Source organism: Curtobacterium sp. SP.BCp, from assembly GCF_051903255.1.
Lineage (GTDB): Bacteria > Actinomycetota > Actinomycetes > Actinomycetales > Microbacteriaceae > Curtobacterium.
In genome coordinates, this window is record NZ_CP194338.1 from 897,988 (window position 1) to 924,291 (window position 26,304).

General features: G+C 71.5%; 35 protein-coding genes and 1 riboswitch. Of the genes, 20 read left to right on the forward strand and 15 right to left on the reverse strand.

Annotated elements, in window-relative coordinates; genetic code table 11:
- The first annotated feature begins 18 nt into the window (after positions 1-18).
- The 6 genes from ACRQ4C_RS04525 (at position 19) to ACRQ4C_RS04550 (ending at position 5,779) form a co-directional block, all read left to right on the forward strand.
- Entirely contained in the window at positions 19-945 is a 927-nt protein-coding gene (locus ACRQ4C_RS04525; RefSeq protein ID WP_290132566.1) for a sugar phosphate isomerase/epimerase family protein, read from the forward strand.
- A gap of 40 nt (positions 946-985) precedes the next feature.
- Positions 986-2,059 (forward strand): Gfo/Idh/MocA family protein, encoded by a 1,074-nt coding sequence (locus tag ACRQ4C_RS04530; protein WP_439690282.1) that lies wholly within the window; start codon positions 986-988, stop codon positions 2,057-2,059.
- Positions 2,060-2,062: 3 nt separating this feature from the next.
- Entirely contained in the window at positions 2,063-2,932 is an 870-nt protein-coding gene (locus ACRQ4C_RS04535) for a sugar phosphate isomerase/epimerase family protein (protein ID WP_439690283.1), read from the forward strand.
- Positions 2,929-4,044, forward strand: a complete 1,116-nt coding sequence (locus ACRQ4C_RS04540; RefSeq protein ID WP_439690284.1) for a transaldolase family protein — start codon at positions 2,929-2,931, stop codon at positions 4,042-4,044. The genes ACRQ4C_RS04535 and ACRQ4C_RS04540 overlap by 4 nt, the downstream gene beginning before the upstream one ends.
- A complete protein-coding gene (locus ACRQ4C_RS04545; RefSeq protein WP_439690285.1) occupies positions 4,041-5,246 on the forward strand; it encodes a Gfo/Idh/MocA family protein in 1,206 nt (401 codons plus the stop codon). The genes ACRQ4C_RS04540 and ACRQ4C_RS04545 overlap by 4 nt, the downstream gene beginning before the upstream one ends.
- 125 nt (positions 5,247-5,371) lie before the next feature.
- Positions 5,372-5,779, forward strand: a complete 408-nt coding sequence (locus ACRQ4C_RS04550; protein WP_439690286.1) for a tautomerase family protein — start codon at positions 5,372-5,374, stop codon at positions 5,777-5,779.
- 18 nt (positions 5,780-5,797) lie between these two features.
- On the opposite strand, the gene ACRQ4C_RS04555 is transcribed toward ACRQ4C_RS04550, so the two are convergent.
- The 3 genes from ACRQ4C_RS04555 to ACRQ4C_RS04565 form a co-directional block, all read right to left on the reverse strand.
- A complete protein-coding gene (locus tag ACRQ4C_RS04555) occupies positions 5,798-6,556 on the reverse strand; it encodes a GntR family transcriptional regulator (RefSeq protein WP_290132560.1) in 759 nt (252 codons plus the stop codon).
- Between the two features lie 99 nt (positions 6,557-6,655).
- A complete protein-coding gene (locus tag ACRQ4C_RS04560; RefSeq protein WP_439690287.1) occupies positions 6,656-7,294 on the reverse strand; it encodes an exonuclease domain-containing protein in 639 nt (212 codons plus the stop codon).
- Between the two features lie 117 nt (positions 7,295-7,411).
- Positions 7,412-7,852: a MarR family winged helix-turn-helix transcriptional regulator gene (locus ACRQ4C_RS04565; RefSeq protein ID WP_439690288.1), complete on the reverse strand. Its 441-nt coding sequence runs from the start codon at positions 7,850-7,852 to the stop codon at positions 7,412-7,414.
- 46 nt (positions 7,853-7,898) lie between these two features.
- Between ACRQ4C_RS04565 and ACRQ4C_RS04570 the strand changes: the two genes are divergently transcribed.
- The 4 genes from ACRQ4C_RS04570 to ACRQ4C_RS04585 all read left to right on the forward strand — a co-directional run bounded on the left by ACRQ4C_RS04570 (position 7,899) and on the right by ACRQ4C_RS04585 (position 11,069).
- A complete protein-coding gene (locus ACRQ4C_RS04570; RefSeq protein ID WP_439690289.1) occupies positions 7,899-9,134 on the forward strand; it encodes a multidrug effflux MFS transporter in 1,236 nt (411 codons plus the stop codon).
- A 168-nt stretch (positions 9,135-9,302) separates the two neighbouring features.
- The gene (ychF, locus tag ACRQ4C_RS04575; protein ID WP_439690290.1) at positions 9,303-10,376 is read left to right on the forward strand and encodes a redox-regulated ATPase YchF; all 1,074 of its coding nucleotides are present in this window, start codon (positions 9,303-9,305) and stop codon (positions 10,374-10,376) included.
- A gap of 36 nt (positions 10,377-10,412) precedes the next feature.
- Positions 10,413-10,646 (forward strand): hypothetical protein, encoded by a 234-nt coding sequence (locus ACRQ4C_RS04580; RefSeq protein ID WP_290132555.1) that lies wholly within the window; start codon positions 10,413-10,415, stop codon positions 10,644-10,646.
- 57 nt (positions 10,647-10,703) lie between these two features.
- Positions 10,704-11,069, forward strand: a complete 366-nt coding sequence (locus ACRQ4C_RS04585) for a hypothetical protein (protein ID WP_439690291.1) — start codon at positions 10,704-10,706, stop codon at positions 11,067-11,069.
- A 4-nt stretch (positions 11,070-11,073) separates the two neighbouring features.
- Here ACRQ4C_RS04585 and ACRQ4C_RS04590 read toward each other — a convergent pair whose 3' ends face one another.
- The gene (locus ACRQ4C_RS04590) at positions 11,074-11,379 is read right to left on the reverse strand and encodes a hypothetical protein (RefSeq protein WP_290132553.1); all 306 of its coding nucleotides are present in this window, start codon (positions 11,377-11,379) and stop codon (positions 11,074-11,076) included.
- Between the two features lie 74 nt (positions 11,380-11,453).
- Between ACRQ4C_RS04590 and ACRQ4C_RS04595 the strand changes: the two genes are divergently transcribed.
- The 3 genes from ACRQ4C_RS04595 (at position 11,454) to ACRQ4C_RS04605 (ending at position 12,882) form a co-directional block, all read left to right on the forward strand.
- Positions 11,454-11,843, forward strand: a complete 390-nt coding sequence (locus tag ACRQ4C_RS04595) for a DUF2510 domain-containing protein (RefSeq protein ID WP_439690292.1) — start codon at positions 11,454-11,456, stop codon at positions 11,841-11,843.
- 88 nt (positions 11,844-11,931) lie between these two features.
- Positions 11,932-12,393: a phage tail protein gene (locus ACRQ4C_RS04600; protein ID WP_439690293.1), complete on the forward strand. Its 462-nt coding sequence runs from the start codon at positions 11,932-11,934 to the stop codon at positions 12,391-12,393.
- 6 nt (positions 12,394-12,399) lie between these two features.
- Positions 12,400-12,882, forward strand: a complete 483-nt coding sequence (locus tag ACRQ4C_RS04605; protein ID WP_439690294.1) for a nucleotidyltransferase domain-containing protein — start codon at positions 12,400-12,402, stop codon at positions 12,880-12,882.
- Positions 12,883-13,517: 635 nt separating this feature from the next.
- Here the strand turns inward: ACRQ4C_RS04605 and ACRQ4C_RS04610 are convergent.
- Positions 13,518-13,715 carry a hypothetical protein gene (locus ACRQ4C_RS04610; RefSeq protein WP_290132548.1) on the reverse strand — a complete coding sequence of 66 codons (198 nt, stop codon included), beginning with the start codon at positions 13,713-13,715 and terminating at the stop codon, positions 13,518-13,520.
- Between the two features lie 153 nt (positions 13,716-13,868).
- Between ACRQ4C_RS04610 and ACRQ4C_RS04615 the strand changes: the two genes are divergently transcribed.
- Positions 13,869-14,207, forward strand: coding sequence for a hypothetical protein (locus tag ACRQ4C_RS04615; protein WP_290132547.1), 339 nt, complete (start codon positions 13,869-13,871; stop codon positions 14,205-14,207).
- Between the two features lie 124 nt (positions 14,208-14,331).
- Here the strand turns inward: ACRQ4C_RS04615 and ACRQ4C_RS04620 are convergent, their stop codons facing one another.
- The 3 genes from ACRQ4C_RS04620 to ACRQ4C_RS04630 form a co-directional block, all read right to left on the reverse strand.
- Positions 14,332-14,634: a hypothetical protein gene (locus ACRQ4C_RS04620; protein ID WP_439690295.1), complete on the reverse strand. Its 303-nt coding sequence runs from the start codon at positions 14,632-14,634 to the stop codon at positions 14,332-14,334.
- 263 nt (positions 14,635-14,897) lie between these two features.
- Positions 14,898-15,506, reverse strand: a complete 609-nt coding sequence (locus ACRQ4C_RS04625) for an HD domain-containing protein (protein ID WP_439690296.1) — start codon at positions 15,504-15,506, stop codon at positions 14,898-14,900.
- An 80-nt stretch (positions 15,507-15,586) separates the two neighbouring features.
- Positions 15,587-16,363, reverse strand: coding sequence for an isocitrate lyase/PEP mutase family protein (locus tag ACRQ4C_RS04630; protein ID WP_439690297.1), 777 nt, complete (start codon positions 16,361-16,363; stop codon positions 15,587-15,589).
- Positions 16,364-16,474: 111 nt separating this feature from the next.
- Between ACRQ4C_RS04630 and ACRQ4C_RS04635 the strand changes: the two genes are divergently transcribed.
- A complete protein-coding gene (locus ACRQ4C_RS04635; RefSeq protein WP_439690298.1) occupies positions 16,475-17,662 on the forward strand; it encodes a MalY/PatB family protein in 1,188 nt (395 codons plus the stop codon).
- A 176-nt stretch (positions 17,663-17,838) separates the two neighbouring features.
- Here ACRQ4C_RS04635 and ACRQ4C_RS04640 read toward each other — a convergent pair whose 3' ends face one another.
- The 3 genes from ACRQ4C_RS04640 to ACRQ4C_RS04650 all read right to left on the reverse strand — a co-directional run bounded on the left by ACRQ4C_RS04640 (position 17,839) and on the right by ACRQ4C_RS04650 (position 19,147).
- Positions 17,839-18,042: a hypothetical protein gene (locus tag ACRQ4C_RS04640; protein ID WP_400410174.1), complete on the reverse strand. Its 204-nt coding sequence runs from the start codon at positions 18,040-18,042 to the stop codon at positions 17,839-17,841.
- Between the two features lie 41 nt (positions 18,043-18,083).
- Positions 18,084-18,539 carry a GNAT family N-acetyltransferase gene (locus tag ACRQ4C_RS04645; protein ID WP_290132541.1) on the reverse strand — a complete coding sequence of 152 codons (456 nt, stop codon included), beginning with the start codon at positions 18,537-18,539 and terminating at the stop codon, positions 18,084-18,086.
- A gap of 77 nt (positions 18,540-18,616) precedes the next feature.
- Positions 18,617-19,147: a GNAT family N-acetyltransferase gene (locus ACRQ4C_RS04650; RefSeq protein WP_439690299.1), complete on the reverse strand. Its 531-nt coding sequence runs from the start codon at positions 19,145-19,147 to the stop codon at positions 18,617-18,619.
- 68 nt (positions 19,148-19,215) lie between these two features.
- Here ACRQ4C_RS04650 and ACRQ4C_RS04655 point away from each other — a divergent pair, with 68 nt between their 5' ends.
- On the forward strand, positions 19,216-20,091 hold the full coding sequence (locus tag ACRQ4C_RS04655) for a LysR substrate-binding domain-containing protein (RefSeq protein ID WP_290132539.1): 876 nt from the start codon (positions 19,216-19,218) through the stop codon (positions 20,089-20,091).
- Positions 20,092-20,117: 26 nt separating this feature from the next.
- Here ACRQ4C_RS04655 and ACRQ4C_RS04660 read toward each other — a convergent pair whose 3' ends face one another.
- The gene (locus tag ACRQ4C_RS04660; RefSeq protein WP_400410169.1) at positions 20,118-20,375 is read right to left on the reverse strand and encodes a hypothetical protein; all 258 of its coding nucleotides are present in this window, start codon (positions 20,373-20,375) and stop codon (positions 20,118-20,120) included.
- A 122-nt stretch (positions 20,376-20,497) separates the two neighbouring features.
- Here ACRQ4C_RS04660 and ACRQ4C_RS04665 point away from each other — a divergent pair, with 122 nt between their 5' ends.
- From ACRQ4C_RS04665 to ACRQ4C_RS04675, 3 genes are all read left to right on the forward strand, one after another.
- Entirely contained in the window at positions 20,498-21,496 is a 999-nt protein-coding gene (locus ACRQ4C_RS04665) for a helix-turn-helix transcriptional regulator (protein WP_439690300.1), read from the forward strand.
- Between the two features lie 38 nt (positions 21,497-21,534).
- On the forward strand, positions 21,535-22,248 hold the full coding sequence (locus tag ACRQ4C_RS04670; protein ID WP_439690301.1) for an alpha/beta hydrolase: 714 nt from the start codon (positions 21,535-21,537) through the stop codon (positions 22,246-22,248).
- 71 nt (positions 22,249-22,319) lie between these two features.
- Positions 22,320-23,156 (forward strand): alpha/beta fold hydrolase, encoded by an 837-nt coding sequence (locus tag ACRQ4C_RS04675; protein WP_290132535.1) that lies wholly within the window; start codon positions 22,320-22,322, stop codon positions 23,154-23,156.
- Positions 23,157-23,198: 42 nt separating this feature from the next.
- Here ACRQ4C_RS04675 and ACRQ4C_RS04680 read toward each other — a convergent pair whose 3' ends face one another.
- Genes ACRQ4C_RS04680 through ACRQ4C_RS04690 form a run of 3 tightly spaced genes read right to left on the reverse strand, consistent with a single transcriptional unit; the run spans position 23,199 to position 24,821 of the window.
- Entirely contained in the window at positions 23,199-23,681 is a 483-nt protein-coding gene (locus ACRQ4C_RS04680) for an FBP domain-containing protein (RefSeq protein ID WP_400410161.1), read from the reverse strand.
- A gap of 12 nt (positions 23,682-23,693) precedes the next feature.
- Entirely contained in the window at positions 23,694-24,434 is a 741-nt protein-coding gene (locus ACRQ4C_RS04685; RefSeq protein ID WP_439690302.1) for a M56 family metallopeptidase, read from the reverse strand.
- 12 nt (positions 24,435-24,446) lie between these two features.
- The gene (locus tag ACRQ4C_RS04690; protein WP_290132532.1) at positions 24,447-24,821 is read right to left on the reverse strand and encodes a BlaI/MecI/CopY family transcriptional regulator; all 375 of its coding nucleotides are present in this window, start codon (positions 24,819-24,821) and stop codon (positions 24,447-24,449) included.
- Positions 24,822-24,914: 93 nt separating this feature from the next.
- A riboswitch (glycine riboswitch) is annotated at positions 24,915-25,014 on the forward strand.
- A 170-nt stretch (positions 25,015-25,184) separates the two neighbouring features.
- Between ACRQ4C_RS04690 and gcvT the strand changes: the two genes are divergently transcribed.
- Entirely contained in the window at positions 25,185-26,300 is a 1,116-nt protein-coding gene (gene gcvT, locus ACRQ4C_RS04695) for a glycine cleavage system aminomethyltransferase GcvT (protein ID WP_439690303.1), read from the forward strand.
- Positions 26,301-26,304: the final 4 nt, after the last annotated feature.

Sequence of the window (26,304 nt, forward strand, 5' to 3'; positions counted from 1 at the left end):
ACGAAGGACGACGACGTCATGACCGACACCGCCACCGCCACCGACGCCATCCGCATCGGCACCGCCCCGGACTCCTGGGGCGTCTGGTTCCCCGACGACCCGAAGCAGGTGCCGTGGCAGCGCTTCCTCGACGAGGCCGCCGCCGCCGGGTACGAGTGGATCGAGCTCGGCCCCTACGGGTACCTGCCGACCGATCCGTCGCAGCTCTCCGACGAGCTCGAGTCCCGCGGGCTCAAGCTCTCGGCGGGCACGGTCTTCACCGGCTTCCACAAGGGCGACGACCAGTTCCAGCGGGCGTGGGACCAGGCGGTCGCGGTCGCAGGCCTCGCGTCGAAGCTCGGCGCCGAGCACCTCGTCACGATCCCGGACCTCTGGCGTTCCGACGCCACCGAGGAGGTCCTCGAGTCCCGCACGCTGACCGACGAGCAGTGGGAGCGCCTCGGCAAGGGGCACGACCAGCTCGGCAAGGCGCTGCTCGAGGAGTACGGCGTCCACCAGCAGTTCCACACCCACGCGGACAGCCACGTCGGCACGTACCGCGAGACCGTCCGCTTCCTCGAGGTCACCGACCCGCGGTACACGAACCTCTGCCTCGACACCGGGCACTTCGCCTACTACGGCGGCGACAACCTCCGCATGATCGCCGAGCACCCGGAGCGCATCGGCTACCTGCACCTCAAGCAGGTCGACACCGAACTGCTCTTCGACGTGCTCAAGAACGACGTGCCGTTCGCCACCGCGGTCGCGCAGGGGATCATGACCGAGCCGCCGCACGGGACGCCCGAGCTCGCGCCGATCATCGAGGCCGTCGCGAAGATCAACCCCGACGTCTTCGGGATCGTCGAGCAGGACATGTACGGCTGCTCCGTCGATGCCCCGGGCCCCATCGCCGAGCGGACCTTCCAGCACATCTTCGGGTCGACCTCGGCCGCCCGGGTCTCGTAGCAGCGCCGTCCACCACCAGTCGTCCAACCAGGAGAACCCCATGAGCACCACCGAGAACCTCCGCGTCGCCGTCGTCGGTGCCGGCGCGATGGGCAGCGACCACGTGCGTCGCATCACGTCCACCATCGCCGGCGCCGACGTCGTCGCCATCGTCGACCCGGACACGGCGCGCGCCACGGCCGCTGCCGAGAAGGCACCCGGCGCGATCACCGCCGCGTCGTTCGAGGACGCCCTCGACGCCACACCGATCGACGCGGTCATCGTCGCGACGCCGGGCTTCCTGCACGAGCCGGTCCTCGTCCCGGCCATCGAGCGCGGGCTCGCCGTGCTGTGCGAGAAGCCCCTCACCACGAGCGCCGAGGACTCCCTCCGCATCGTCGAGCTCGAGCAGGCGCGGTCCGACCGCCCGCGGATCCAGGTCGGGTTCATGCGTCGGTTCGACAAGGGCTACCAGGAGCTCAAGGCCCTCCGCGAGTCCGGGGCGAACGGCGCCCTGCTCGCCCTGCACCACGCGCACCGGAACCCGACGACGCCGCCGAACTTCAGCGAGTCGATGCTCATCCACGACTCCGTGATCCACGAGATCGACATCATCCCGTTCCTCACCGGCGAGCCGATCGTGTCCGTCGAGGTGAAGAAGCCGCGGAAGAACTCACTCGCTCCGGCGGACCTCCCCGAGCCGCAGTTCGTGCTGTTCACCACGGAGTCGGGCACGATGGCGATCGTCGAGATCAACGTCAACGCGCAGTTCGGCTACCAGGTCACGACCGACGCCGTGTTCGAGTCGGGCGTCGCGTACATCGGCCGCGAGACCGCGATGAACGTCGTGTCCGCCGGCGTCTCCGGCCAGGGCGTCACGCCGTCGTTCGTCGAGCGGTTCGGCGCGGCCTACGACGAGGAGGTCCAGCGCTGGGTCGACGCCGCGCGCACCGGTGGGATCGACGGCCCGAGCGCCTGGGACGGCTACACGGCGTCCGTCGTGGCCGAGGTCGCGGTCCGCGCCCAGCAGTCGGGTGCGCTCGAGCAGGTCACGTACGCCACCGCGAAGCCCGACTTCTACGCGACGGACACGGCGACGGCGGACGGCGTCGTCGACGCGCTCGCCGGAGCCTGACGCATGCCGAAGATCGCCCTCGACCCGACGCCGTTCCACCACGACCTGTCGCTGCTCGAGTTCCCGCGGAAGGTGGCGGACCTCGGGTACGAGTACCTCCAGCTCACCCCGCACCGGGACTTCATCCCGTTCTACCGGCACCCCAAGGCGGACGACGACCTCGTCGACGCGTTCGCCGCCGCGTGCCGTGACGCCGGGGTCCAGGTGGCGAGCGTGCTCCCGGTGCTCCGCTGGTCCGGCCCCGACCGGGACGCCCGCGAGGCGGCGGTGACGAAGTGGAAGCGCGTCATCGAGATCACGAAACGACTCGGGGTCGACACCATCAACACCGAGTTCTCCGGCCGTCCCGAACGCGCCGAGGAGTCCGAGGACGCCTTCTACCGCTCGATGGAGGAACTCCTGCCGATCATCGAGTCCTCGGACCTGCGTGTCCTCATCGACCCGCACCCCGACGACTTCGTCGAGGACGGGCTCGAGGCGCTCCGGGTGATCCGCGGCCTCAACTCGAAGCACGTCGGGTTCGTCTACGTCGCCTGTCACACGTTCCACTACGGCGGGAACACGGACGCGATCATGGACGCCGCCGGTGACTCGCTGCAGCTCGTCCACGTGGCCGATGCGTTCGACCACACCCGGTCGCACGGCCTCCGTTACATCTCGAACCCGCCCGGCAACACCGCGCGCGTGCACCAGCACCTGCCGGTCGGTCAGGCCGACGTCGACTTCGACGCGTTCTGGGCCGGCCTCGCCCGCATCGGGTTCACCGACCGCGACGACACGGTCGCGGTGTCCAGCGTCTTCGCCGAGGACGAGAACGCCGACGCGGTGTCCCGCTTCCAGCTGGACGCGATCACGAAGGGACTGACCCGATGACCACCACGCTCGAGACGTCGACCGACCGGACCGGGACGGACACCCGTCCGGTGACCCTGCAGGCCTCGGAACGGACCCCGACCGCGCTCTGGAACGACTCCGCCGACCCGCGCGAGCTGTCGACCGCGATCCACGAGTACGGCGCGGTCGGAGCGACGTGCAACCCGGTGATCGCCTTCACCTGCATCCAGCAGGACCCGGAGCGGTGGGTGCCGCGGATCCGCGAGATCGCCGCCGAGCACCCGACCGCGGGGGAGTCCTGGATCGGGTGGAAGGCGGTCGAGGAGCTCTCGATCGCCGCCGCGGAGCAGCTGCTGCCCGCGTTCGAGGCGTCGGGCGGGCGGAACGGCCGACTGTCGATGCAGACCGACCCGCGGCTGCACCGGGACGCCGACGCACTCGTCGAGCAGGCCGTGCGGTTCTCGCGGCTCGCGCCGAACATCATCGTGAAGATCCCCGCGACGAAGACCGGGATCGCCGCGATCGAGGAGGCCGCGTACCGCGGTGTCTCGATCAACGCGACCGTGTCGTTCACGGTGCCGCAGGTCGTCGCCGTGGGTGAGGCCATCGAGCGTGCTCTCGACCGCCGCGCCGCCGACGGACTGCCCGAACAGGAGTTCGGTCACGTCGTCACGCTCATGGCCGGCCGGTTCGACGACTGGCTGAAGACCGTCGTCAAGCGTGACCACGTCATGGTCGACCCGGGGATCCTCGAGTGGGCCGGGGTGGCCGCGGTGAAGAACGCCTACCGGGTGTTCCAGGAGCGCGGCTTCCGCTCACGGGTGCTCGTGGCGGCGTTCCGGAACCCGCTGCAGTGGTCGGAGTTCCAGGGTGGGGACCTCGTGGTGTCGCCGCCGTTCCAGTGGTCGAAGGACATCAACGACAACGCGTTCCCGTGGCGTCCGGACGCGATCGACGACGAGGTCCCGGCCGAGGTCATCGCGGCGCTGCGTGCGGCGACGCCCGAGTTCGCCCGCGGCTACGACGTCGACGGGATGACGATCGACGAGTTCGACCGCTTCGGCGCGACCGTGACGACGCTCCGGCAGTTCCTGGATGCCGACGCGAAGCTCGACGCCCTCGTCCGCGACATCATCGTCCCGGCCGCGTGAGCACCGTCACGGACACGCTCGGCGTCGGGCTGGTCTCCGTCGGTTGGATGGGCCGACTGCACTCGCGCGCGTACCGGGCCCTCCCGGACCACTTCCCGGAACTCGGCGTCCACCCACGGCTCGTCGTCGCGGCTGACCCGATCGACGCCGCACGCGAACAGGCCACGACCCGGCTCGGCTACGAACGCGCCGTCGCCGACTACCGGGAGGTCCTGACCGACCCCGAGGTGGACGTCGTGTCGATCTGCGCGCCGAACTTCCTGCACCGCGAGGTCGCCGTCGCCGCGGCCGAGGCCGGGAAACCGTTCTGGATCGAGAAGCCGATGGGCCGGTACGCGAGCGACTCCCGCGCGATCCACGACGCCGTGCGGTCGGCTGGGGTCGTCACGAGCGTCGGCTTCAACTACCGGCACGCCCCAGCGATCCAGCGGGCACGCGAGCTCGTCCGGAGCGGGCGGCTCGGCCGGATCACGAACGTTCGAGGGTCGCTCCTCGCCGACTACGCGTCCGACCCGGACGCGCCGCTGACCTGGCGGTTCGAACGGGAACGTGCGGGGTCCGGCGTCCTCGGCGACCTGCTCTCGCACGGGCTCGACCTCGCGCAGTACGTCGTCGGTCGGATCGCGAGCGTGACCGCGCTCGCCGAGACCTTCATCGAGACGAGGCCCCGACCGGGGCAGGGGATCGTCGACCGCTCGGCCGCTGCGAGCGGTGAACACGGCCCGGTGGAGAACGAGGACTACGCGGCGCTCCTGTTCCGGTTCGAGGACGGCGCGGTCGGCACCATGGACTCGAGCCGGGTGATGCGCGGCCCGCACGCCGAGTACGCGCTCGAGGTCTACGGGACGAAGGGCTCGGTCCGGTGGGACTTCCAGCGGCTGAACGAGCTCGAGGTGTACCTCGACGGCCAGGAGGTCGACGGGTACGCCACCCACTACGTCGCCCCCGGTGACGGCGAGTTCGGCCGGTTCCAGCCCGGAGCCGGCACAGCCATGGGCTACGACGACCTCAAGACGATCGAGGCTGCCCAGTTCGTCGCGAGCGTGCGACGTGGGGAGCAGCTCGCGCCGTCCGTCGCCGACGGACTGGCGACCGCGAGCATCGTCGAAGCGGCCGAGGCGTCGCTCCGCGACGGCGCCTGGCACGACGTCGCGCAGGTCGACGGGTCGCTGACGTACTCCGCGGCGACCCCGGTGCTCTAGAACGCACCACCGACGGCCTGGAGGCACGGTGCACGCTGGCACCGTGCCTCCAGGCCGTTCCGTGGTTGCTTCGGTGACGCGCTTTTGTTAGATTGTCCTAACAAAGTTCGACTGTTGGAGGAACCATGCCGCTCGTCCGAATCGACCTCGCCGCCGGTCGCACCCCCGAAGCCGTCCGTGCGATCGCCGATGCGATCCACACCGCCGTCGTCGACGAGTACGGCATCCCGGAGCGCGACCGCTTCCAGATCGTCACGGAGCACCCGGCGCAGCAGATCATCGCCGAGGACGCCGGGCTCGGGTTCGAGCGCAGCGAGGGTGTCGTCATGATCCAGGTGTTCACCCAACGCGGACGCTCCGACGTGGCGAAGCAGGCGCTGTACGCCGCGGTCCACGACCGTCTCGCCGAGGTCGGCGTCGCGAGCGAGGACGTCTTCATCGGCTACGTCGAGAACGGGCCGCAGGACTGGTCGTTCGGGTTCGGCCGCGCGCAGTACGTCACCGGTGAGCTCGGCGTCCCGTCCCTGGTCTGACGGGGTGGAGCGCCCCGTCTACTTGTCGACGAGCGTGACCTCGAACGAGTAGCGGTCCGGCCGGTAGCAGTGCACCCCGTACTCCACCGCACGCCCCGACGCGTCGTACGCCGTCCGGCTCATCGTCAGCACGGGGTCGCCGTCCTCGATCTCGAGCAGCGAGGCCTCGTCGTCGGTGACCGCCCGGGCGCCGATCCGCTGCTTCGCGACGCGCATCGTCACCCCGCGGCCGCGGAGCAGTTGGTAGAGGCCGTGCGCCGCGAGGTCCTCGTCGGTGATGTCACTGAACTCCGGCGGGAGGAAGTTCTCGAGGATGGCCATCGGCACGTCCTCGGCGAACCGGACCCGGCGGATGTGCGGGACCACCGTGCCGGGCTCGACTCCGAGCGCCTCGGCCACCGCGTCCGTCGCGGGCACGTCGTCGCGGACGAGGAGCTTCGTCGTCGGCACCTGCGACCCCTGTGCGAGGTCGTCGTAGAGGCTCGTCAGCTCGACCTTGCGGGTGACCGGACCGTGCACGACCTGCGTGCCGATGCCGCGACGGCGCACGAGCAGACCCTTGTCGACGAGGTCCTGGATGGCGCGCCGGATCGTCGGCCGGGACAGCCCGAGCCGTTCACCGAGTGCGATCTCGTTCTCGAGCCGGGCGCCGGGGGGCATCGCGCCGGAGCGGATGGCTTCCTCGATGCGCGACGCGACCTGGAAGTAGAGGGGCATCGGACCCGACCGGTCCAGGTCCATGAACAGGTCGGACGGCAGCTGGCCTTCGTTGGTCATCGGCGTCCTTCGGGGAGATCGAGCGCGGCACCGCTGCCGCCAGGGATTGTCGTGACAATACCACCGGGGCTGCCCGGGACCGGGGAAGCCGACTCGCCGTCAGTCCGAGAAGACCATCGGCCGACGGGAGAGCCTCGGCTGCGGAGCGGCTGCCCGGGGCTTCTCCTCACGCGGCCGCACCGGGGAGAGGTGGACGCGGGTGGCGGCGCCGAGGGCCTCGACCGTGTCGGCGCGGTGCAGCTCGGCGGCGTGCACGACGATGGCGGCGCAGGCTTCTGCGTCGGCCGCTGCGTCGTGGTGTGCGAAGCCGACGTGCCCCGCGGCCCGAGCGGCCATCGGCAGCCGGTACGAGTCGAGGGTGTAGGTCTTCCGCGCCACCTGCAGTGAGCACAGCGAGTGGTGCTCGCTGAGCGTGGTCCCGGTGGCGGCGCAGCCGCCGGCGATCACCCCCATGTCGAAGCGGGCGTTGTGGGCGACCAGGACGTCGCCGTCGGCGAAGGCGACGATGTCGGCGTACTGCTCCGCCCAGCCCTTCGCGCCGACGACGTCCGACGCGACGATGCCGTGGATGCGGGTGTTCCACTCGAGGAAGGTGTCGTGCCCGATCGGCGGCTGGATGAACCACGAGGCGCGCTCGACCACTCGGCCGGCGCGGATCTTCACGAGCCCGACGGAGCACGCGCTCGCGGGGGAGCTGTTCGCGGTCTCGAAGTCGATCGCGGTGAAGTTCAACGGCACGGGTCCGATCGTCGCACGGGGCTCCGACATCGGCTGCGCAGCACCTCGGCGTTGCGGCTGCCGGCTCCGACGCCGATCCGGCCGCAGCCCCGGCAGGGCCTCAGCCCCGGCAGGGCGTCAGTCCCGCCGCAGCCCCTCGTCGATCCGCTGCAGCAGCGCGAGCGCCTCCGTCGTGCCGTCCTCGTCGCCGCCGAGTGCGCTCCGGATCGTCATCGCCCAGTGCTCGTGCAGGCGTTCGATGCTCTCCGCCGCGACCTCCGTCGGGAGCAGCTGCACCGTGCGGGCATCGGACGGGTGCTGCCGCCGCTCGACCATGCCCTTGGCGACGAGCGAGCGGAGCGCGGCACTGAGGTTGCTGCGCTGCAGGGCCGTCGCGTCCGCGGTGGCACTCGGAGAGGTCCCCGGGTTGCGCGCCACCCAGCGCATGACGATCGCCTCCGTCCCGGTGAGCGGCACGATGTCGAGCGGGTCCGGGCCGTGCGGGTCGATCTCGCGCGAGATCCGCAGCACGACGTCCGCGAGCTCGGCGAGCTGCCGGTCGGTCACCTGGGAGTGCATGGCCGTACTGTACCGACCGTCTCGAATCAGTTATGCTTTCATAACAATGACCACGGACACCGGAACCATCCGCGCGCACGCCGCGACACCCACGACCGCTCGGCAGGGCATCACCGCCGCCCTGCTCCTCGCGCTCGGCCTGCTCAGCGCCGTCGCGCCCTTCGCCACCGACCTGTACCTGCCGGCGTTCCCGAGGATGACCACCGACCTCGGTGCGAGTGCGACCGCCGTGCAGCTCACCCTGACCGCCTTCCTCGTCGGGGTCACCGTGGGGCAACTCGTCTTCGGCCCGCTCTCGGACCGGTTCGGCCGCGTTCCCCCGCTCGTCGCCGGCGCCGCACTGTGCGTGGTCGCGAGCCTCGCCGCCGTGTTCGCACCGAACATCGGCGTCCTCATCGCTGCCCGCCTCCTGCAGGGCCTCGGCGGAGCGGCCGGCATGGTGATCAGCCGCGCCGTGATCTCCGACCTCGCGACCGGGAAGGCCGCGGCGCGCGCGTTCTCGCTCATGATGATCGTCGGCGGTGTGGCGCCCGTCGTCGCCCCGCTGCTCGGCGGGCTCCTCACCGGACCGATCGGCTGGCGCGGCCTGCTCACGATCGTCCTCGGACTGTCGGTCGTGATGCTCGTCGCCGTGCTCGCCGTCGTGCGCGAGACCCACGTGCGGGAGCGCCGCGACGCACTCCGAGCGGAACGCCGGGGGTCCGGTTCGGGTCTGCGGGCGCTGCGTTCCCGTGCCTTCCTCGCCAACACCGCCGTGTTCGGGTTCGCGTTCGCCGTCATGATGGCGTACATCTCCGCGTCACCGTTCCTGTACCAGGACATGATCGGCTTCGGGACCGTCGGCTACGGCCTCGCGTTCGGGCTGAACGCCCTCGCCCTCATGGGCGTCAGCATCCTGTCCGCGAAGCTCACCGCGACGCGATCGGTCGCGGGTGTCCTCGGCCTCGGGATCCTGCTCGTGCTGGCGTCGACCGTCGCCTTCGCGCTCCTCGTGGTGACCGGCGCCCCGGCCATCTGGCTCGCCGTGCCGCTGTTCACCGCCGTCGGCTCGCTCGGTCTGGTGCTCGGCAACGCCACCGCGCTCGCCCTCGGTGCCGTGCCCGCGGCTGCCGGCAGCGCATCGGCCGTGCTCGGCGCGCTCCAGTTCGGCCTCGCGGCACTCGTGTCCCCGCTCGTGAGCATCGGCGGATCGGCCACGGCCGCCCCGCTCGCCGTCGTCATGCTCGCGGCAGCCGTGGTCGCCCTGGGTGCGCTCCTCGTCGCGCGGGGTCGCCGGGCCTGACCGGCTCGGCCGCGCCGCGGCAGACCCGGCCACCCTGGTGGGTGACACGACGGTCAGGCGCGTGGCGCGCCTCCAGGCCGGGTCGCGCGGTCGTGACGGCCATCTGACGATCCGGACTGGAGGCCCAGGGTCGGCTCCGGCGGGCCGCCGCCGGTAGGCTGTCCTCCCGTGGCTCTCACCATCGGAATCGTCGGTCTCCCGAACGTCGGCAAGTCGACCTTGTTCAACGCCCTGACCAAGAACCAGGTCCTCGCCGCGAACTACCCGTTCGCGACGATCGAACCGAACGTCGGCGTGGTGAACCTGCCCGATCCGCGGCTCGACCAGCTCGCGACGCTCTTCAACTCCGAGAAGACCGTGCCCGCGCCCGTGTCGTTCGTCGACATCGCCGGCATCGTGAAGGGCGCCAGCGAGGGGGAGGGGCTCGGCAACAAGTTCCTCGCCAACATCCGCGAGGCCGACGCCATCGCGCAGGTCGTCCGCGGCTTCGCCGACGACGACGTCGTGCACGTGGCGAACAAGGTCTCCCCGAAGGACGACCTCGAAGTCATCAACACCGAGCTGATCCTCGCCGACCTCGAGACCATCGAGAAGGCACTGCCCCGGTACGAGAAGACCGTGAAGCTCAAGCAGGCCGAGCCGATCGTGCTCGAGACCGCCCGTGAGGCGAAAGCCGCGCTCGAGCAGGGGACGCTGCTGTCCGCGACCTCGATCGACCTGACGCCGATCGCCGAACTCGGGCTGCTCTCCGCGAAGCCCTTCATCTTCGTGTTCAACGTCGACGAGTCGATCCTCACCGACGAGTCGCGCAAGGCCGAGCTGTCCGCGCTCGTCGCCCCCGCGCAGGCCGTGTTCCTCGACGCGAAGATCGAGTCGGAGCTCATCGACCTCGACCCCGAGGACGCCGCCGAGCTCCTCGAGTCGACCGGGCAGACCGAGTCCGGGCTCGACCAGCTCGCACGCATCGGGTTCGACACCCTCGGGCTGCAGACCTACCTCACGGCCGGGCCGAAGGAGTCGCGGGCGTGGACGATCGGCAAGGGGTGGAAGGCGCCCCAGGCTGCCGGGGTCATCCACACCGACTTCGAGAAGGGCTTCATCAAGGCCGAGGTCATCTCGTTCGAGGACCTCATGGAGGCCGGCTCGATCGCCGAGGCCCGTGCGCACGGCAAGGCGCGGATCGAGGGCAAGGACTACGTCATGCAGGACGGCGACGTGGTGGAGTTCCGCTTCAACAACTGATCGCCCGACATCCCGAGGTCGAGTAGCGTCGCCCCCGTGGGCACCGTGTTCCAACTTGTTGTCGGGGCGATACTTGTGCTCTGGGGTGCCTTCGTGGTCGCCTTCCCGCGGGTGGTGATCAGACTCGCGCTGGCGGCTGAGAAGGCGGGCCTGGCGTGGAATCCGCAAGCTCGATGGGGCACTGCTTGGGTGCGGCTCTTGGGGGCGATGCTCGGCATCGGAGGTGTGATCACGATCGTGACCGCGTTCTTCGGGACCCATCCGCGCTGAGGTCGAGCCGCGACGGAACGTGGTGGAATCGTGGTTCAACAACTCGTCGGGGGATCGATGAGCCAGCAGTTCGTCTTCTGGCGGGCCGAGCGTGCGCTCGACTCTGCCGCGGTCTACTCGTCCCTGCTGGAGGACGGCGTGACCGTCGACGGCCTCGAGCCGCTCGACCCGGGCCTTGCCGAGCGCGCGATCATCACCGCGTTCCCGACGTGGACGGTCGAGCTCGCCCGGGCTGACGGGGGCAACCAGACGATGCTCGCCGGTCCGGGCGAGCGGGGTGCGATCGATGTGGGCTATCTGCCGCAGGCCGTCGTCGCGACCTGTTACGGCATGGATCCCGAGGAGTGGAACGTCGTGATCCGGGCGTTCACCGACCTCGGGATGCCGCTCTACGACCCGCAGATCGGCCACCGGTTCGACTGACCGGTCACTCCTGCACTTCGTGCATGTTCTGTGCCTGCCAGCCCTCGGGCACGGTGCTCCGGTACGCGGCCAGGGCGGCGTCGTAGTTCGCCCCCGTCGCCTCGTGTGGCCGGAGCGCGGTCGAGCGGGCGATCGCCTTCACGGTGGACTCGCCCGTCGCCTTGCTCGTCACGGTGTTGACCTGGAGCAGCTGGAACCCGTCGAGGTCGAGCGCCGCGATCGCAGCCTCTCGTGCATCGCCGATGGTGTCGCCGCTGCCCTCGGCCTCGCGGGTCTCGGTCGAACGCAGGGTGCCTCGCAGTGTCGTCACCCCTCCAGTATGGATCGGTCGGACCCCCGTTCTGGACGGTGCGGGGCGTCGCCGGGCTCGGCCAGGATGAGCGCATGACGAACACGCAGGCGGGTTGGTACGACGACGGGTCCGGCACCATGCGGTGGTGGGACGGCACAGCGTGGACGGAGCAGGTGCAGCCCCCGGCCGCACCCGCACCGGGGATCGGCGGGGTGATCGGACGCATCCAGGCCGAGGCGTCCGCCGGTGGGCAGGCACGCCCGGCGCCGACGGGGATGAGCTACGTCGTGCTGCAGGTCGTGCTCAAGGAGAAGTTCTTCGGGACCGGGTCGGGCAACCTCACGGAACTCGAGCGGTCGATCAACGCGCAGGCCGCACTCGGCTACCGCCTCCACACGATCACGACGTCGTCTTCGGGCAGCACCGGGTTCGGCGGGGGTGACCGCATCCAGGCGACGATGGTGTTCGAGAAGTTGGTCTGACGTGTGCCAGCGCCATCGGACGCAGGATGGCGCTCGTCGGCGCAGCAGCGCTAGGTTGACGCTGATCACCGAACAGTCAGGAGGCGCCATGTCGTCCGTCGTCGACTTCGTCAACGTGTCCACCGTCGGGTTGGAGTCGTCACCCGTGGCGGACGCGCTCGCCGGTCTCCGGGCGAACGAGGCGAGGTACTTCACGAACAAGTACGACCTCGAGTTCACGACCGAACGGGCAGCGGACGTCCCGGACCTCGTCGAGTACGTCTCCCGGGTGCTCCGGGAGCGGAACATCGAGATCGCGTCGACGCCGCTCGAGGCCACCGAGTTCGAGGTCGAGGGCGTCCGGTGGACCTACGTCTTCTACGAGTCCGGTCTGTCGATCAACGTCCTGTACACGCTCGAGCCGGGCGGCAAGCGCGCCGTCGGCTTCAAGCTCTCCGACGGCATGGAGGTGCCGGAGGAACTCGCGGACAAGTTCAAGTTCGTGCGGCAGCGGTCGAAGCTCGCGGGGACGATCCGTGGCTCGTACTTCGTGGTCAAGGGCGAGTACTGACCGGGGATGTCGGTGGAAGAGGGCACGGTTCACGAGAAGGTCGCCGCGCTCCTGTGTGCGGCCCGTTCGGACATCGGCATGACGTTGGAGGACGTCGCGGCGGCGGCCGACATCGATCCCGCGCTGCTCTCCGCGTGGGAAGTCGGGGACGGCACCCCGGAAACGTCGGAGCTGGCGAGGATCCTGCGGACAGTCCGGCTCCGCCCGGGCGTTCCTCTCGCGCTCCATGCCGATGAGATCCTCGACGCTGCCGACCGGCATCACCTGGTCAACGTCCGCGTGTTCGGGTCGGCTGTTCGTGGGCACGACACCGAGGACAGCGACATCGACCTCTTCGTCGGCGCAACGTCATCGACGAGCCTGTTCGACCTCGGCGGCTTCGCGCTCGCGGTCGAAGGTCTGACCGGTATCGAGGTCGACCTCTTGATCGATGACCTCGGGGACGATCCGCACTTCGCACATGTGCTCACCGAGGCAGTGCCGCTCTGAGTCGGCGCGACCTCACCAGCACGAGGCGGGTGAGCGGCCAGTTCCGTCAATGCGACATTCCAACTTGTTGGCTGTGACGTCCGGCCCGTTGCAGGATCGTTCGCGACCGAGAGGCGAGGACGGGACATGAACACGAGAGTTGTGCAAGCGCTGACACACGGGGCGTTCGTGGGCCTGACGGGGGACACCACGCGCCTTCGGAGAATGCAGGAAGCGCTCCGTCAGCAGCGGTCGAGCCGAACGCTGTCCTCGCGGCAGACAGCGCCTTCGGCTTCGAGCTTGCGGAACACTTCAGCGGGCCGGTAGCCGCGCCGCAGTTCCTCGCTGGCTACGAACGCTTGGTCCCGGGTGCGGCTCGCGAGTTGATCGCCTGCCACGTGCGGTCGGAGGCAGTCGCTTCAGACGCGCTCGAGCGGACGAGTCGCGCGGAAGCGACGGCAGTCGTGGTCGGGGTGGTCGGTGCACAGGTGCTCACCGTGGGAGCGCTCGTCGCGGGCTGCGTCCTGATCACGAACGGACAGGGCGCCACTGCGCTTCTCGCGCTCGTGCCGGGAGTGCTCGCCGCAGCAGCGCAACTCTTGGGCGCGTCTCGCCGCAGATCGTCCGGTCGGGAGTAGTCGAGCGTGCCGACCTGCCTACCGCCCGCTCCACCGCACGTATGCCTGCACCTGCGCGCGAGCCCCTTCGAGCGACGAGTGCGCCCCACGGATCGAGCGGTCGGGCGATGAGACGACGTACTGCCGTGCGCGGGTGACCTCGCACAGCTGGTCGGCGCCGAACGACACCTTCCAGTGGTCCTCGGCGTCCCTGACCCACTCCAGACGGTTCGGCATGTCGGCTCCCTGTCCTCCGCGTCGGTTCCGCGGTCCTCGTCGTGACAGTAGCCCTCGGACCCCGTGAGGTCGGGGTACGCCCTGGCCCGGATGCGCGGACCTCGGAGGGCGGCCCTCCCCGTGGCCGTACCGTCGCGCAGAGGGAGGGCAGTGGTGAAGTACATCAGCTACGAGAACGTCGACATCATGACGGGGGACCGGATCGCCGATGCGGTCCTCGACTACGCGGCCGTGCTCGGCGCGAACGGGCGGACCGACACCGTCGCGGTGCCGTCCGTCGGGTTCGACGGCTCGCTGACGGAGACGGTGATCCTGATCGGTCCGGCCAGTGAGCTCGTCGTCTCGGTCGCGCCGGACGACGTGCTCGAGCCGGAGGATCCGGCCTTCGTCCGGCGGCTCCGCGATGCGGCGGCTCGGGCGGGGGACACCCGGCCGCTGAACGCGGACGGGCGCACGCGGTTCGCCGGAGCGGACGACCCGCCCGCTCCCTGATACCAGCGACGAAGCGCGCTGGCGCCGACGAGGAAGCAGAGCACAGGCGGACGACGAAGCAGACGGACGCGGACGACGAAGCGCGCCGCCGGCGGACCGGCGACGCGCTTCGGGTCGGAGTCGATCAGGCAGCGAGCAGCAGCTCGCCGGCCGTGACGTCCTGCGCCTGCAGGAGCGTCCGGCTGGCCTCGCCGCGCCAGGACCGCCCGGGGATGGTCCAGCCCGCCTCGCCGCGCACCTCGATGCGGGCGCCGGCGGTGACGAAGACCCGGAGGTCGTCGGCGTCGATCCGGACGAGGTACTCCCGGCCGGTCCAGACGTCGCGGACGGGGAACTCGGCGATGTTGTCAGGGGTGGTGACGGGCGCCGCGAGTGCGGTCCCGATGATGCTGAGTCGGTCGTTGCCGACGGTGGTGTTCGTGTTCATGGTGCTGGTCTTTCTCAGTCGTTCGGCGCCGTCGCGGTGTCCGCCGGCCGCTCCCGGACATCGTGGTCCGGGTCGGCCGCGGTTGCCCGCTGGCGCGCACGTCGTGTGTCGACGTGCGACTCGTCCGTCTGGACGAGGGTGGTCTCGGAGGAATGCGATCCCGGTTGGATCGGTGTCGAGACGGTCGGTGTGCGCGAGTCAGATGGGTTCGCTGCAGTGCACCAACGGAACACTATACGGCGTACTCGGGGAGAAGTCCAGGTTCAGGCCAGGAACGCGTCCCAGCGTGCTCCACCGACGGCGACGTTGCCCGAGCCGTCGAGTCGTGCGGCCGCGGATGACGGCTTGCGCTCCGCCTGCTCGTGGACGAGCCCGTCGAAGGCGCTGGAGAAGTCGAGACGGGGGACCGCGGCGGTCACTGCGCGGAGCACGGCGTCGGGCACGAGGTCGAACCCCGCGCCGGACACGTCGAGCGACGTCGCGACCTCGAGCAGGTGCCCCTCGACGTCGACGTCCGGGTCCACCGAGGTCCACATGTGGCGCTCGATGACCTCGCCGACACGGCGGGCCCGAGCCGCGTCCCACCCCGCGCCGAGGGCGAACACCGAGCCGACAGCGCCGCCGGCGTCCTCGAACGGCACCGCGTGCGCGTCGAACGACGGCGTGACGCCGAGATCGTGCAGCATCGCCGACACGAACAGCAGCTCGCGGTCCGGCTCGAGCCCGGAGGCGTCGGCGATGACCGTCGCCCACGCCCAGGAGCGGAGGCAGTGGTTGGCGAGTGCGGGCGTCGACCATGCGCGCACGACGTCGAGCGCGCGAGCGGCAACGGCGGTCGGCGGGGCCAGCAGGGCGTCGACGTCGGTGGTCACGGCACGACGGTAGCGCAGACGGCGAGGCGGCCGGGAGGCGCGGTGCGGGCCCGCACCGCGCCTCCCGGCCGTCAGCCGGTTCAGTTGAGGGCCGGGGTGTCCTCCGGCACGACGCCACCGCCGTACAGGTCGGTCGCGAGGTCGCGCAGCGCGCGGAGCGCGACGCGCTGCGTCAGCGGGCCGTAGGAGATGCGGGCGACGCCGAGCTCCTCGTACTCGGCTGCGGGGAGGGCACCCGGCAGCCCGATCACGGAGAGCTTGCCCCGTCCGAGGCCGTCCACGAGCCGCTCGACGACGTCGCGCTGGATCGCTCCCGGGACGAACACGAGGGCGGCGCCGTTGTCGAGGAACGCCTTCCCGCGGGCGATGGCGTCCTCGATGCTCTCGTCGATCGGGCGGTCACCGCCGCGGGCGATGGCGTCGGTGCGCGCGTTGAGCTGGAAGGCGATGCCCTCGGCCTCGGCTGCGGCGGTGATCGCCGCGACCCGGGCGACGGCCTCGTCGAAGGGTCGCAGGCGGTCCTCGACGTTCGCGCCGACGATGCCGGCGCCGATCGCGCGGCGGATCGTCTCGGCGGGGTCCGCGTAGCCGTCGTCGAGGTCGGCGGTGACGGGCAGGTCGGTGGCGGCTGCGACGGTCGCGGCGCCGGCGAGGGCGAGGTCGAGGGGCATGCCGCCGTCGTCGTAGCCGTGACTCGCGGCGATCGAGTGTCCGGCGGTGGCGATCGCCCGCGTCTCCGGCAGGTCGCTCACCACCTTCGCGCTGATCGCGTCCCACACGTTGACGACGCGGAGGATCTCGGGGGCTTCGTGCAGCTGCTTGAGGGTGGACGCCTTGTCGGCGGTGCTCGTGCTCATGCCGCCGACAGTAGGCGGCGACCGGTGCGGGGGCCCAGGGTGCGTGCCCACGCGACGCAGGATGACGTCGGGAGTCGCGCCGTGCCTCCAGGCCGGTGCATCCTGGGACGCATGGCGCACGACGAGCAGGACCCGGTCGGGGACCTCCGCGGGGTCCGCACGAGCATCAAGTGGACGCGGTACGCACCCGACGTGCTGCCGCTGTTCGTCGCCGAGATGGACCACGAGGTGGCGCCGGAGATCCGCCAAGCGCTCATCGAGCGGGTGCAGCAGTCCGACCTCGGGTACCTCGACGGGCCCGGGCCGCTCGCGCCGGCCTTCGCCGGGTTCGCGCGCGACCGCTGGGGCTGGGACGTCGACCCGGGGCGGGTGTACCTCGCGACGGACGTGAGCGTGGGCATCGTCGAGTCGCTGCGGCTGGCGCTGCCGGACGGTGGCCGGGTCGCGATCACGCCGCCGGTCTACCCGCCGTTCTTCGAGCTGGTGGAGGAGGCCCGATGTCAGGTCGAGGAGGTGCCGCTCCTCGAACAGTGGGGCGACTACCGGCTCGACCTCGCGGGCCTCGAGCGGGCCTTCGCCGACGGCGTCGAGGTGTTCCTGCTCTGCAACCCGCACAACCCCGTCGGCCTCGTGCACGACCGCGCCGACCTCGTGGCGCTCGCCGAACTGGCCGCGCGGTACGACGTGCTCGTCATCAGCGACGAGATCCACGCGCCGCTCACCCACCCGGGCGTGCGGTTCACCCCGTTCGCGATGGTCGCGGAGCCGCTCGGTGCCCGGAGCGTGTGCGTGACGAGTGCGAGCAAGGGGTGGAACCTCGCGGGTGTGAAGTGCTCGGTCATCGTCGCCGGGGACTCGCGGACCGCGGCGCTCCTCGACACCCTGTGGGAGGAGGTCGCCTGCCGGACGAGCATCCTCGGGCTGCACGCGAACACGGCGGCGTTCACCCTCGCGACCGGGTGGCTCGACGACGTCGTCGCGCGGATCGTCGCGAACGAACGGCTGCTCGGGTCGCTGCTCGCCGAGCACCTGCCCGGTGTCGTGTACACCCGGCCGCGTGCCGGCTACCTGGCGTGGCTCGACTTCCGGGGCATCGGGCTCGGGGACGACCCGGCGGTGCCGCTGCGGGAGCACGCGTACGTCGCCCTGAACTCGGGGCTGGGGTTCGGGTCGCAGGGGCGGGGGTTCGCACGGCTCAACCTCGCGTGCTCACCGGAGACCCTGCGCGAGGCGGTGTTCCGGATCGCGGCGGCGTACCCGTCGAGCACGCAGGAGGGGCTCGTCTGGCACGTGGCGTGAGTCGCGGCCTGCCGGCGCCCGGCCGGGCCGGCCGGGCCGTGGTGGGGGTGCGAGACTCGCGGTGAGCGACGCGTCTCGTGCTCCGGAGCGCGAGCGACGTCGCTCACGCCGAGTCTCGTGGGCCGGGCCCCGAGTCTCGTGGGCGGGGCCCCGAGTCTCGTGGGCGGCGCGGCGCCTCAGGCCTCGCCGGGGTCGTCGTCGATGTACTGGTTGCGACCGACCACGCGGATCTTCAGGTCGTCGTCGCGGTCCATCGCGAGGAACTCCCGCGCCACGGGACCGACCGACGGCCAGCGGGTGACCTCGGTGACGAGCAGCCCGTCGATGAACACCTGCCACACGCCGCGCTCACGGACGGCCTGGACCTCGTACGTCGCCATGCCGCGAGCGTACCGAACGACCGGCACGCCGGACGGCCCGCTCAGCCGATGCGCTTCGCGTAGAAGCGGAGGGTGGGGACCTCGCCCGACGGTGTGCACCAGTCCGCCGGTCCGCGGCCCGTCAGGCACCACCCGCGCCGTTCGTACAGCCGCCAGGCGCCGGGGGCGTCCTCGGTCACGTCGAGCCGGAGGTGCGAGCCGGGCACCGACTGCTCCGCGGCGTCGAGCAGCGCGTCGGCGATGCCCCGACCGCGGTGGTCCGGGTCGACGAAGAGCCGTGTGACCTCGGGCATGCGGCCCGGTGCCGGGACGGCGATGCCGACGTGCCCGACGACCCGGTCGTCGACGACGGCGACCCACGCGGCGCGGAGACCCGTCGGCGCCAGCCACGCGGCAGGATCGTCCGGCCAGACGGCGGGGTAGCCGAACACATGGACGCGCCAGAGGACCTCGACCAGGGCGTCCTGGTCGGCATCGGCCCGTTCGTGGATGCGCATCTCCGCCGACGCTATCGGCCGGTGGTGAGGCGTCGTCAGGTGGACGGCGTGTTCGTCCCCCGAGGGGGACCGTGGGGTCAGGCGAGGTCGAGTCGCATGTGGACGTCGGCGCGGGCGTACGGACTCGGCGCGACCTCGTGCGGTTCGAGGTGCCGGAAGCCGAACGCCTCGTACAGGTGCACGGCGCTCGCGAGCCCGGAGTTGCTCTCGAGGACGACCCGGCGGGCGCCGAGCCCCCGCGCCCGGCCCAGTGCCGCGGCGATGAGGCGACGACCCGTGCCGTGCCCCTGGTGGTCCGGGGAGACAGCCATCTTCACGAGCTCGTACTCGCCGGGTGCTGTGGGGGCGAGGCCGACGCAGCCGATCACGGTCTCGGCGCCGCCGCCGGCGTCCGCGGCGAGCCGGGCGACGAGCACCGCGCCGCCCGGCTCGACGATGTGGCCGAGCGGGTCGCCGAGGTACCGGCGGTCCTCGTCCTCCAGTGCGAAGAACCGGGTGATCCACGCTTCGTTGAGGGTGCGGAACGCCTCGGCGTCGGCCTGCGTGGCGAGGTCGGCGATCGTGACCGTGGCGGGAGCGGTGGCGGCGGGAGCGGTGGTGTCGGGCATGCATCCATGATCGGCACCGGGTCCGGTCGGGTCCAATACTCGTTCTCGCAGATCGATACGCTGCGTGCATGGATGTTGACCTCCGCCAACTCCGCGCGTTCCTCGCGGTCGCGGACGAACTGCACTTCGGACGCGCGGCGGCCGTCCTGCACATGGCCCAGCCCGCGCTGTCGCAGCAGATCCGGCGGACGGAGCGGGAGCTCGGCATCGACCTGTTCGTCCGGACCTCGCGGAGCGTCGCGCTCACCCCTGCCGGCCGCGTGCTGCAGGGTCGCGCGCGGTCGCTGCTCGAGCAGGCGGCGCGGGACCTCGACGAAGCGGTGCGGGTCGGCCGTGGAGAAGTCGGGCGACTCGACGTCGGCTTCGTCGTGTCCGCGCTGCCCCTCGGCCCGATCGAGCGGGTGCAGGCGTTCCGGGAGCGTTTCCCGCTCGTCCGGGTCGAGCTGACCGAGGGCTACACGTCGCACCTCGTCGCACGGATCCTCCGGGGGGAGCTCGACCTCGCTGTGGTCCGCGACCCCGACCCGGATCCGCGCGTTCGGCTGCTGCCGTTCCGGAGCGAGCGGTTCGTCGCCGCCGTCCCCACCACGCACCGGTTCGCGGGCCGGTCGGAGGTCGAGGGGCCCGAGCTCGTCGACGACCCGTTCGTGTTCTTCCCGGCCGAGGCCGGCGCGCTCGCGACCGAACGGAACCTCGCGCCGGTGACCGCTGGCGGCCGTCGCCCCACCGTCGTGCAGGAGGCCACGACCTGGGCGACGGTGCTGCACCTGGTCGGCGCGGGGCTCGGGGTCACGGTCGTCCCGGAGAGCGCCGCGCTCGCCGCACCGTCGACCGTGTCCCTCCTGCCGCTCGCGGGCAGCGAGCACCGCAGCGAGCTGTCCTGGGCGACGCGGGCGGACGACGATCGCGAGATCCTGCGGAACTTCGTCGCGGCGACCGAGTAGCCGCGCGTTCGTCGGCTGCGCTCCGGTCAGGCGAGTGGCAGCACGGGCGCCCGGTGGTGTCCGAGCTCGTCGTCGTGCCAGGGCCGGGACCCGGCGAGCTCGAGACCGAGCTGCACCAGCACGAACCGCACGTGCGGTTCGACGTCGGGTTCCCACGACCCCTCGACGCCCAGCCCGATCGTGCCGAGCTCGTCGTCGGCCTCGTCGGTGACGGTCAGCCGCCAGCGGCCGTCGCCGTCGTCGGACACGACGGCCCATCGTGCGGCGGTGAATCGGGACGGCATGCCGTCACCGTACCGGCGACCCCCGACCGTCCGGGGCCCGGCTCGTCCCCGTGACCCGGGCACGAATCGCCCGACGTCGGTACCGGTCGCGCGAGGCGGGCAGGACCCGGGAGAATCGCACCGTGGAGACCCCTCGCGGACAGCACGAGCAGAGCGCCCTCGCGAGCTTCCTCCGTGCGCGTCGTGCGGCGCTCGCGCCGGACGACGTCGGGTTGCCCGTCGATCCGCGGCGACGCGTCACCGGGCTCCGGCGCGAGGAGGTCGCCCGCCTCGCGGGCATCAGCGTCGAGTACTACCGCCGACTGGAGCAGGGCAGCGGGCACCAGATGTCTCTGCAGGTGTGCGCGTCGCTCGCCCGGGCGCTGCGCCTCGACCGGTCGGGCGTGGCCTACCTGCAGCGGCTGGCGCTCCCCGGCGCCGAGGCCGTGTACGACGTCCACCGCGGCGAGGCGCCTCCGCCGGACCTCGTCGAGATGATCACGCTCTGGGACCACACCGCGGCGTACATCATCGACCGCAACCAGGACGTCCTCGTCCTCAACGACCTGATGCGTGCCGTCGCTCCCGGGTACATGGAGATCGGCAACAACCTCGGTCTCATGCAGTTCGAGGCGCCGCCCGAGGTCAGGGCGCTGCCGTCGTGGGTCGAGGGGGCGCGGACGACCGTCTCCCGCCTGCGCTACTACGGCAACCCCTCCGACCCGCGCTGGCAGGAGATCATCGCGCTGCTCCTCGACGACGAGGACTTCGCCGACCTGTGGCATCGGCACGAGGCGCACCCCATGACCTCCGGTCGTGCTCCGAACTTCTTCCCCGACCACGGATGGGTCGACCTGCGATGGCAGGTGCTCGAGGCGCACCCCGGGCTCTACACGCTCGTCTGCTACGGCGCGCCGGGAAGCCTCGGGGAACGGGCGCTCGCCGAGCTGCGAGCCGGTCGCGGAGCCAGCCGAAGCGCCGACAACGGCGAGGGACGCGGCGCCGACCGCGACACCGACCGCAGCGACGGCCTCGTCGGACCGCCGCGCGACAACGTGACGACTCCCACCGACGGCAGCCGACTCGCGCGGTACCGAGCCGGGTACTCGCAGGGGCACGACAGCCCGGCACAGCACCCCTAGCGTCACTCGCATCCGCACCGACGAGAGGATGCACCACCATGACATCGCCCACCATCGTGCTCGTCCACGGAGCCTTCGCGGACTCCGCGAGCTTCGCTCCCGTGACCCGGCTGCTGCTCGACCGCGGCTTCACCGTCCGCGTCCCCGCCGTCCCGAACCGGAGCCTGTCGGGCGACGCGGCCGCGATCCGAGCCGTCGTCGAGCAGATCGACGGACCCGTGCTCCTCGTCGGCCACAGCTACGGCGGCGCCGTCATCACCGTCGCCGGGGTCGCCGAGAACGTCGTGGGCCTCGTCTACGTCGCGGGCTACGCGCTCGAGGAGGGGGAGAGCCTGGCACAGCTGCAGGGCGGCTTCCCGGACTCGGACCTCGCGCAGAACCTCGTGTACGCGCCGTACCCGGTCGAGGGCGGCGAGCCGGGCACCGACGTCTCGGTCGTCGTCGAGGCGTTCCCGGACGTGTTCGCCGCCGGCATCGACCGGGCGACCGCGGAGGTACTCGCGGTGTCGCAGCGACCGCTCTCGGCGGTGGCGTTCGGCGAGCCCGCGTCCGTGACGGCCTGGCGGACCAAGCCGGGTTGGGGCATCGTCTCCGCCGCGGACCACACCATCAACCCGGACGTCGAGCGCTTCGGGTACGAGCGCGCCGGCCTGCGCTCCGTCGTGGAGCTCGACGCCCCGCACCTCGTGATGCACTCGCACTCCGCCGAGGTGACCGAGGTCATCACGACCGCGATCGCCGAGCTCGGCTGACGAGCGCACGAACGACCACAGACCCGAGCACCCCACCGACCACCACCGAACGAGAGACCGGAGACGAACGCATGGCCTTCATCACCACCGACGACGGCGCCGAGATCTACTACAAGGACTGGGGCAGCCACGACGCCCAGCCGATCGTGTTCCACCACGGATGGCCGCTGTCGTCCGACGACTGGGACGCGCAGATGCTCTTCTTCCTGTCCCAGGGCTTCCGGGTCGTCGCGAGCGACCGGCGCGGGCACGGGCGCTCCTCGCAGATCGACACCGGCCACGACATGGACCACTACGCGAGCGACGTCTCGGCCGTGGTGGAGCACCTCGACCTGCACGACGCGGTCCACGTCGGCCACTCCACCGGCGGTGGCCAGGTCGCCCGCTACGTCGCCCAGTACGGCCAGCCCCAGGGCCGGGTGGCGAAGGCCGTGCTCGTCGCCGCGGTGCCGCCCCTCATGCTCAAGACCGAGGACAACCCCGAGGGCACGGACATCTCGGTGTTCGACGGCTTCCGCGAGGCCCTCGCGGCCAACCGGGCCGAGTTCTTCCAGGCAGTCGCGTCAGGCCCGTTCTACGGCTACAACCGTCCCGGCGTCGAGCTGTCCGAGCCGGTCGTCGCGAACTGGTGGCGGCAGGGCATGACCGGCAGTGCGCTCGCCCACCTCGAGGGGATCAAGGCGTTCTCGGAGACCGACCAGACCGAGGACCTCCGGGCGATCACGGTGCCCGTGCTCGTCCTGCAGGGCGACGACGACCAGGTGGTGCCGTACCAGGCGGCTTCCGTCAAGCAGGCCGAGCTGCTGCAGGACGCGACGCTGAAGATCTACGAGGGGTACCCGCACGGCCTGCTCACGACGCACGCCGACGTCCTCAACCGGGACATCCTCGAGTTCATCCAGCAGTGAACGCGCCGACCTCGTGGTCGGTGCAGCCCAGCGCTGTGCCGACTACGCGGTCTTCGCGACGTCCTCGGTGAAGCTGCGGACCCGACGCAGCAGCGCCTCGCCGCGCATCGCAATCGTCGCCGGCGGGTTGAGGTGCGGCGGCGCCGTGCGGATGAGCATGGAGCAGCCGAGGTCCTCGCAGATGTACGACCCGATGGTGTTGCCGTTGCGACCGGACTCCCCACCGCGGGCCGCGGAGAAGAGACGCACCTGCGTCGCCGGCTGCGGGGAGTGGCAGAACGAGCACATCGCCGCGATGCCCGGACGCAGCGAGCCGCCGGCGGACCGGACCACGATGCCGACGGGACGGTCGTCGATCCACGACACGATGTAGCCGCGGCGTGCGGCCTGCGGGTCGCGCCACCCGAGGAACTCGCGCTCGTCCCAGAGCATCTCGTGCAGCCCCGGGATGGGGAGCTGCTCGAGCTCCTCCGGGGTGGCGTTGACGAACGACGAGCGGATGTCTGCTTCGGTCAGTGGCTTCACGGTGCCGCCACCCTAACCCTCCAGCCTGGAGGCGCGGATCACCCCGAGCGCGCTCGTCCCGTCCGCCACGAGCACGGCCCGGCGCACTGCGTCGCGGCCGAGCCGCCGGGCGGCGGCGTCGTCCGCGGCGAACTCGACGAGGACGCGCGTCGAGCGCGCCATGGCGCGCGCACCGGGCACCCACGGGACCGCACGCTCGATCGACTCGGCGACCGCGACCGCGACCGCGTGGTGCTGGGACAGGTGGGCGCGTTCGTGGGCGACCACGGCCTCCAGTTCGTCCGTGCGGAGCTGGTCCGCGAGCCCGGTGCTGACGAGCACCCCGCCGGCGCGGCCGGGGACCGCGCACGCGAGTGCGTGGCCGGCCTCGACCAGCGCGACCGGGACACCGGCGATCTCGCGCTGCGGGGCTGCGCCGGAGCGCATCGCCTCGCGCACGGCGTCGTGCTCCGGACCGGGCCGGACGCGGACCGCGACGACGAACGCGAGCACCGCGACGAGGGCGACCCCGACGTTGAGGCCGTGCGACGGCGAGGCCGCCAGGCCGAACGGATCGGTGAGCGGACGGTTCGCGAGCACGACGAGCGCGATGCCCGCGACGAAGCCGGCGACGCCGAGCAGCACCGCGACGGACCACGACACGAGCGCGGTGCGGGGGCGGTCGATCGTCCAGGCCGAACGGGTCAGGACGCGCGGCGCGAGGACGACGACCGCGAGGGCGAGCACGATCAGGACGACACCGGAGACGACCACGGACGCTCCCGATCAGCCCCGGGAGCGGGCGTCGAGGGCGCGGCGGAGGACGTCGAGGTCGTCCGAGGCGAGCGAGCCGGTGAACTGCAGGAGCGCGGCCTCGCGGTCGGTGGCGGCGGCGAGGGCGTTCGACATGAGGGAGGCCGTCTGTTCCTCCCGGCTGTTCGTCGCGCGGAAGGTCAGCGGGGCGTCGTCGTGCTGCTCGCGCTCGACCTGGCCCTTGCGTCCGAGGCGGTCGAGCACGGTCAGGACGGTCGTGAGGGCGGGTCGCGGCTCGGGGAACGCGTCGAGCACCTGCCGCGCGCTCAGGCCGTCGGGTGCCGACCAGAGGGCGTCGAGCACCGCCTGTTCGAGCTGCCCGCGGGGGCGCGATCGCTGTCCTGCCACCCGGGAATTCTACGAGATGTCGAATCGGGAGCACGACACCTCCCGGAAACACGGCGGCGGTATGCTCGACGGCGACAACTGAAGCACGGCCGATCACCCGTCGCGGGAGACGCCGGACCCCGGTTCGCCGGTGTCCTGCACCGAAGGAGCAACGTCCCCGCCAATCTCTCAGGTCCAACACCGCGACGGACAGGCCACTCTGAAAAGCAGGCGCTCCCGACCCACCGGTCGGTCCGGCTCCTCGCCCACGGTGAAAGCCGACGGACCTCACGGGCCGCGGTGAAACTCTCAGGCCCATGACAGAGGGGGAGTTCCCACCCGACGACGGTCGTCGGGTGTCGTCGAGGACGAGAGAACTCCGCCATGCGTTCATCACCGCTCGAGGCCGCGCACGAAGCCGCCGGAGCCACCTTCACCGACTTCGCCGGGTACCGGATGCCCGTCCGCTACTCGTCCGACCTCGCCGAGCACCACGCCGTCCGCGGTGCCGCCGGGGTCTTCGACCTGTCGCACATGGCCGAGATCGGCGTGACCGGCCCCGACGCCGTCGCGTTCCTCGACCACGCGCTCGCCGGGTCCTTCGGCGCGATGCCCGTCGGCCGGGCGAAGTACTCGCTGCTCCTCGGGGGGGACGGCGGGATCCTCGACGACCTCGTCGTGTACCGCACCGAGGAGCACGTCTTCCTCGTGGTCGCCAACGCCGCGAACCGGTCCGTCGCCGTCGACGCCCTGACCTCCCGGGCCGACGGCTTCGACGTCCGGGTCTCCGACGACTCCGACACGACCGCCCTCGTCGCGATCCAGGGCCCCGCCGCCGCGGGCACGCTCGACGCCCTCGTGGTGGCCGACCGACTGCAGCCCGAGACCCCCCTCGACGAGCTCCGCTACTACCGCGTGCTGCACGCCCTGTTCGACGGCGCCGAGGTGCTGGTCGCCCGCACCGGGTACACGGGCGAGGACGGGTTCGAGATCTACTCCGACCCGTCGGTCGCGACGACGATCTGGGACGCCCTGCTCGAGACCGGCGCCGACCGCGGCGTCGTCCCCGCCGGGCTCGCCGCCCGTGACACCCTGCGACTCGAGGCCGGCATGCCCCTCTACGGGCACGAGCTCGGCACCGACGTCCGACCCGCACAGGCCGGACTCGGCCGGGTCGTCGCGACCGAGGGCGACTTCGTCGGTGCCGCCGGCGTCTCGCCGGCCGAGGGCGCCCGCGTGCTCGTCGGACTCGTCACCGAGGGGCGCCGTGCTCCGCGTGCCGGCTACGACGTGGTGCTCGACGGCGAGGTCGTCGGCACCGTCACCTCCGGTGCACTCTCGCCCACCCTCGGCCACCCGGTCGCGATGGCCTTCGTCGACCCGGCTGCGCTGGAGGCGGTGTCCTCCGGCGACCGAGTCCTGCACATCGACGTCCGTGGCACGGCCATCCCCAGCACCGTGACCCCGTTCCCCTTCTACCGCCGTTCCCCGAGAGGCTGAACCC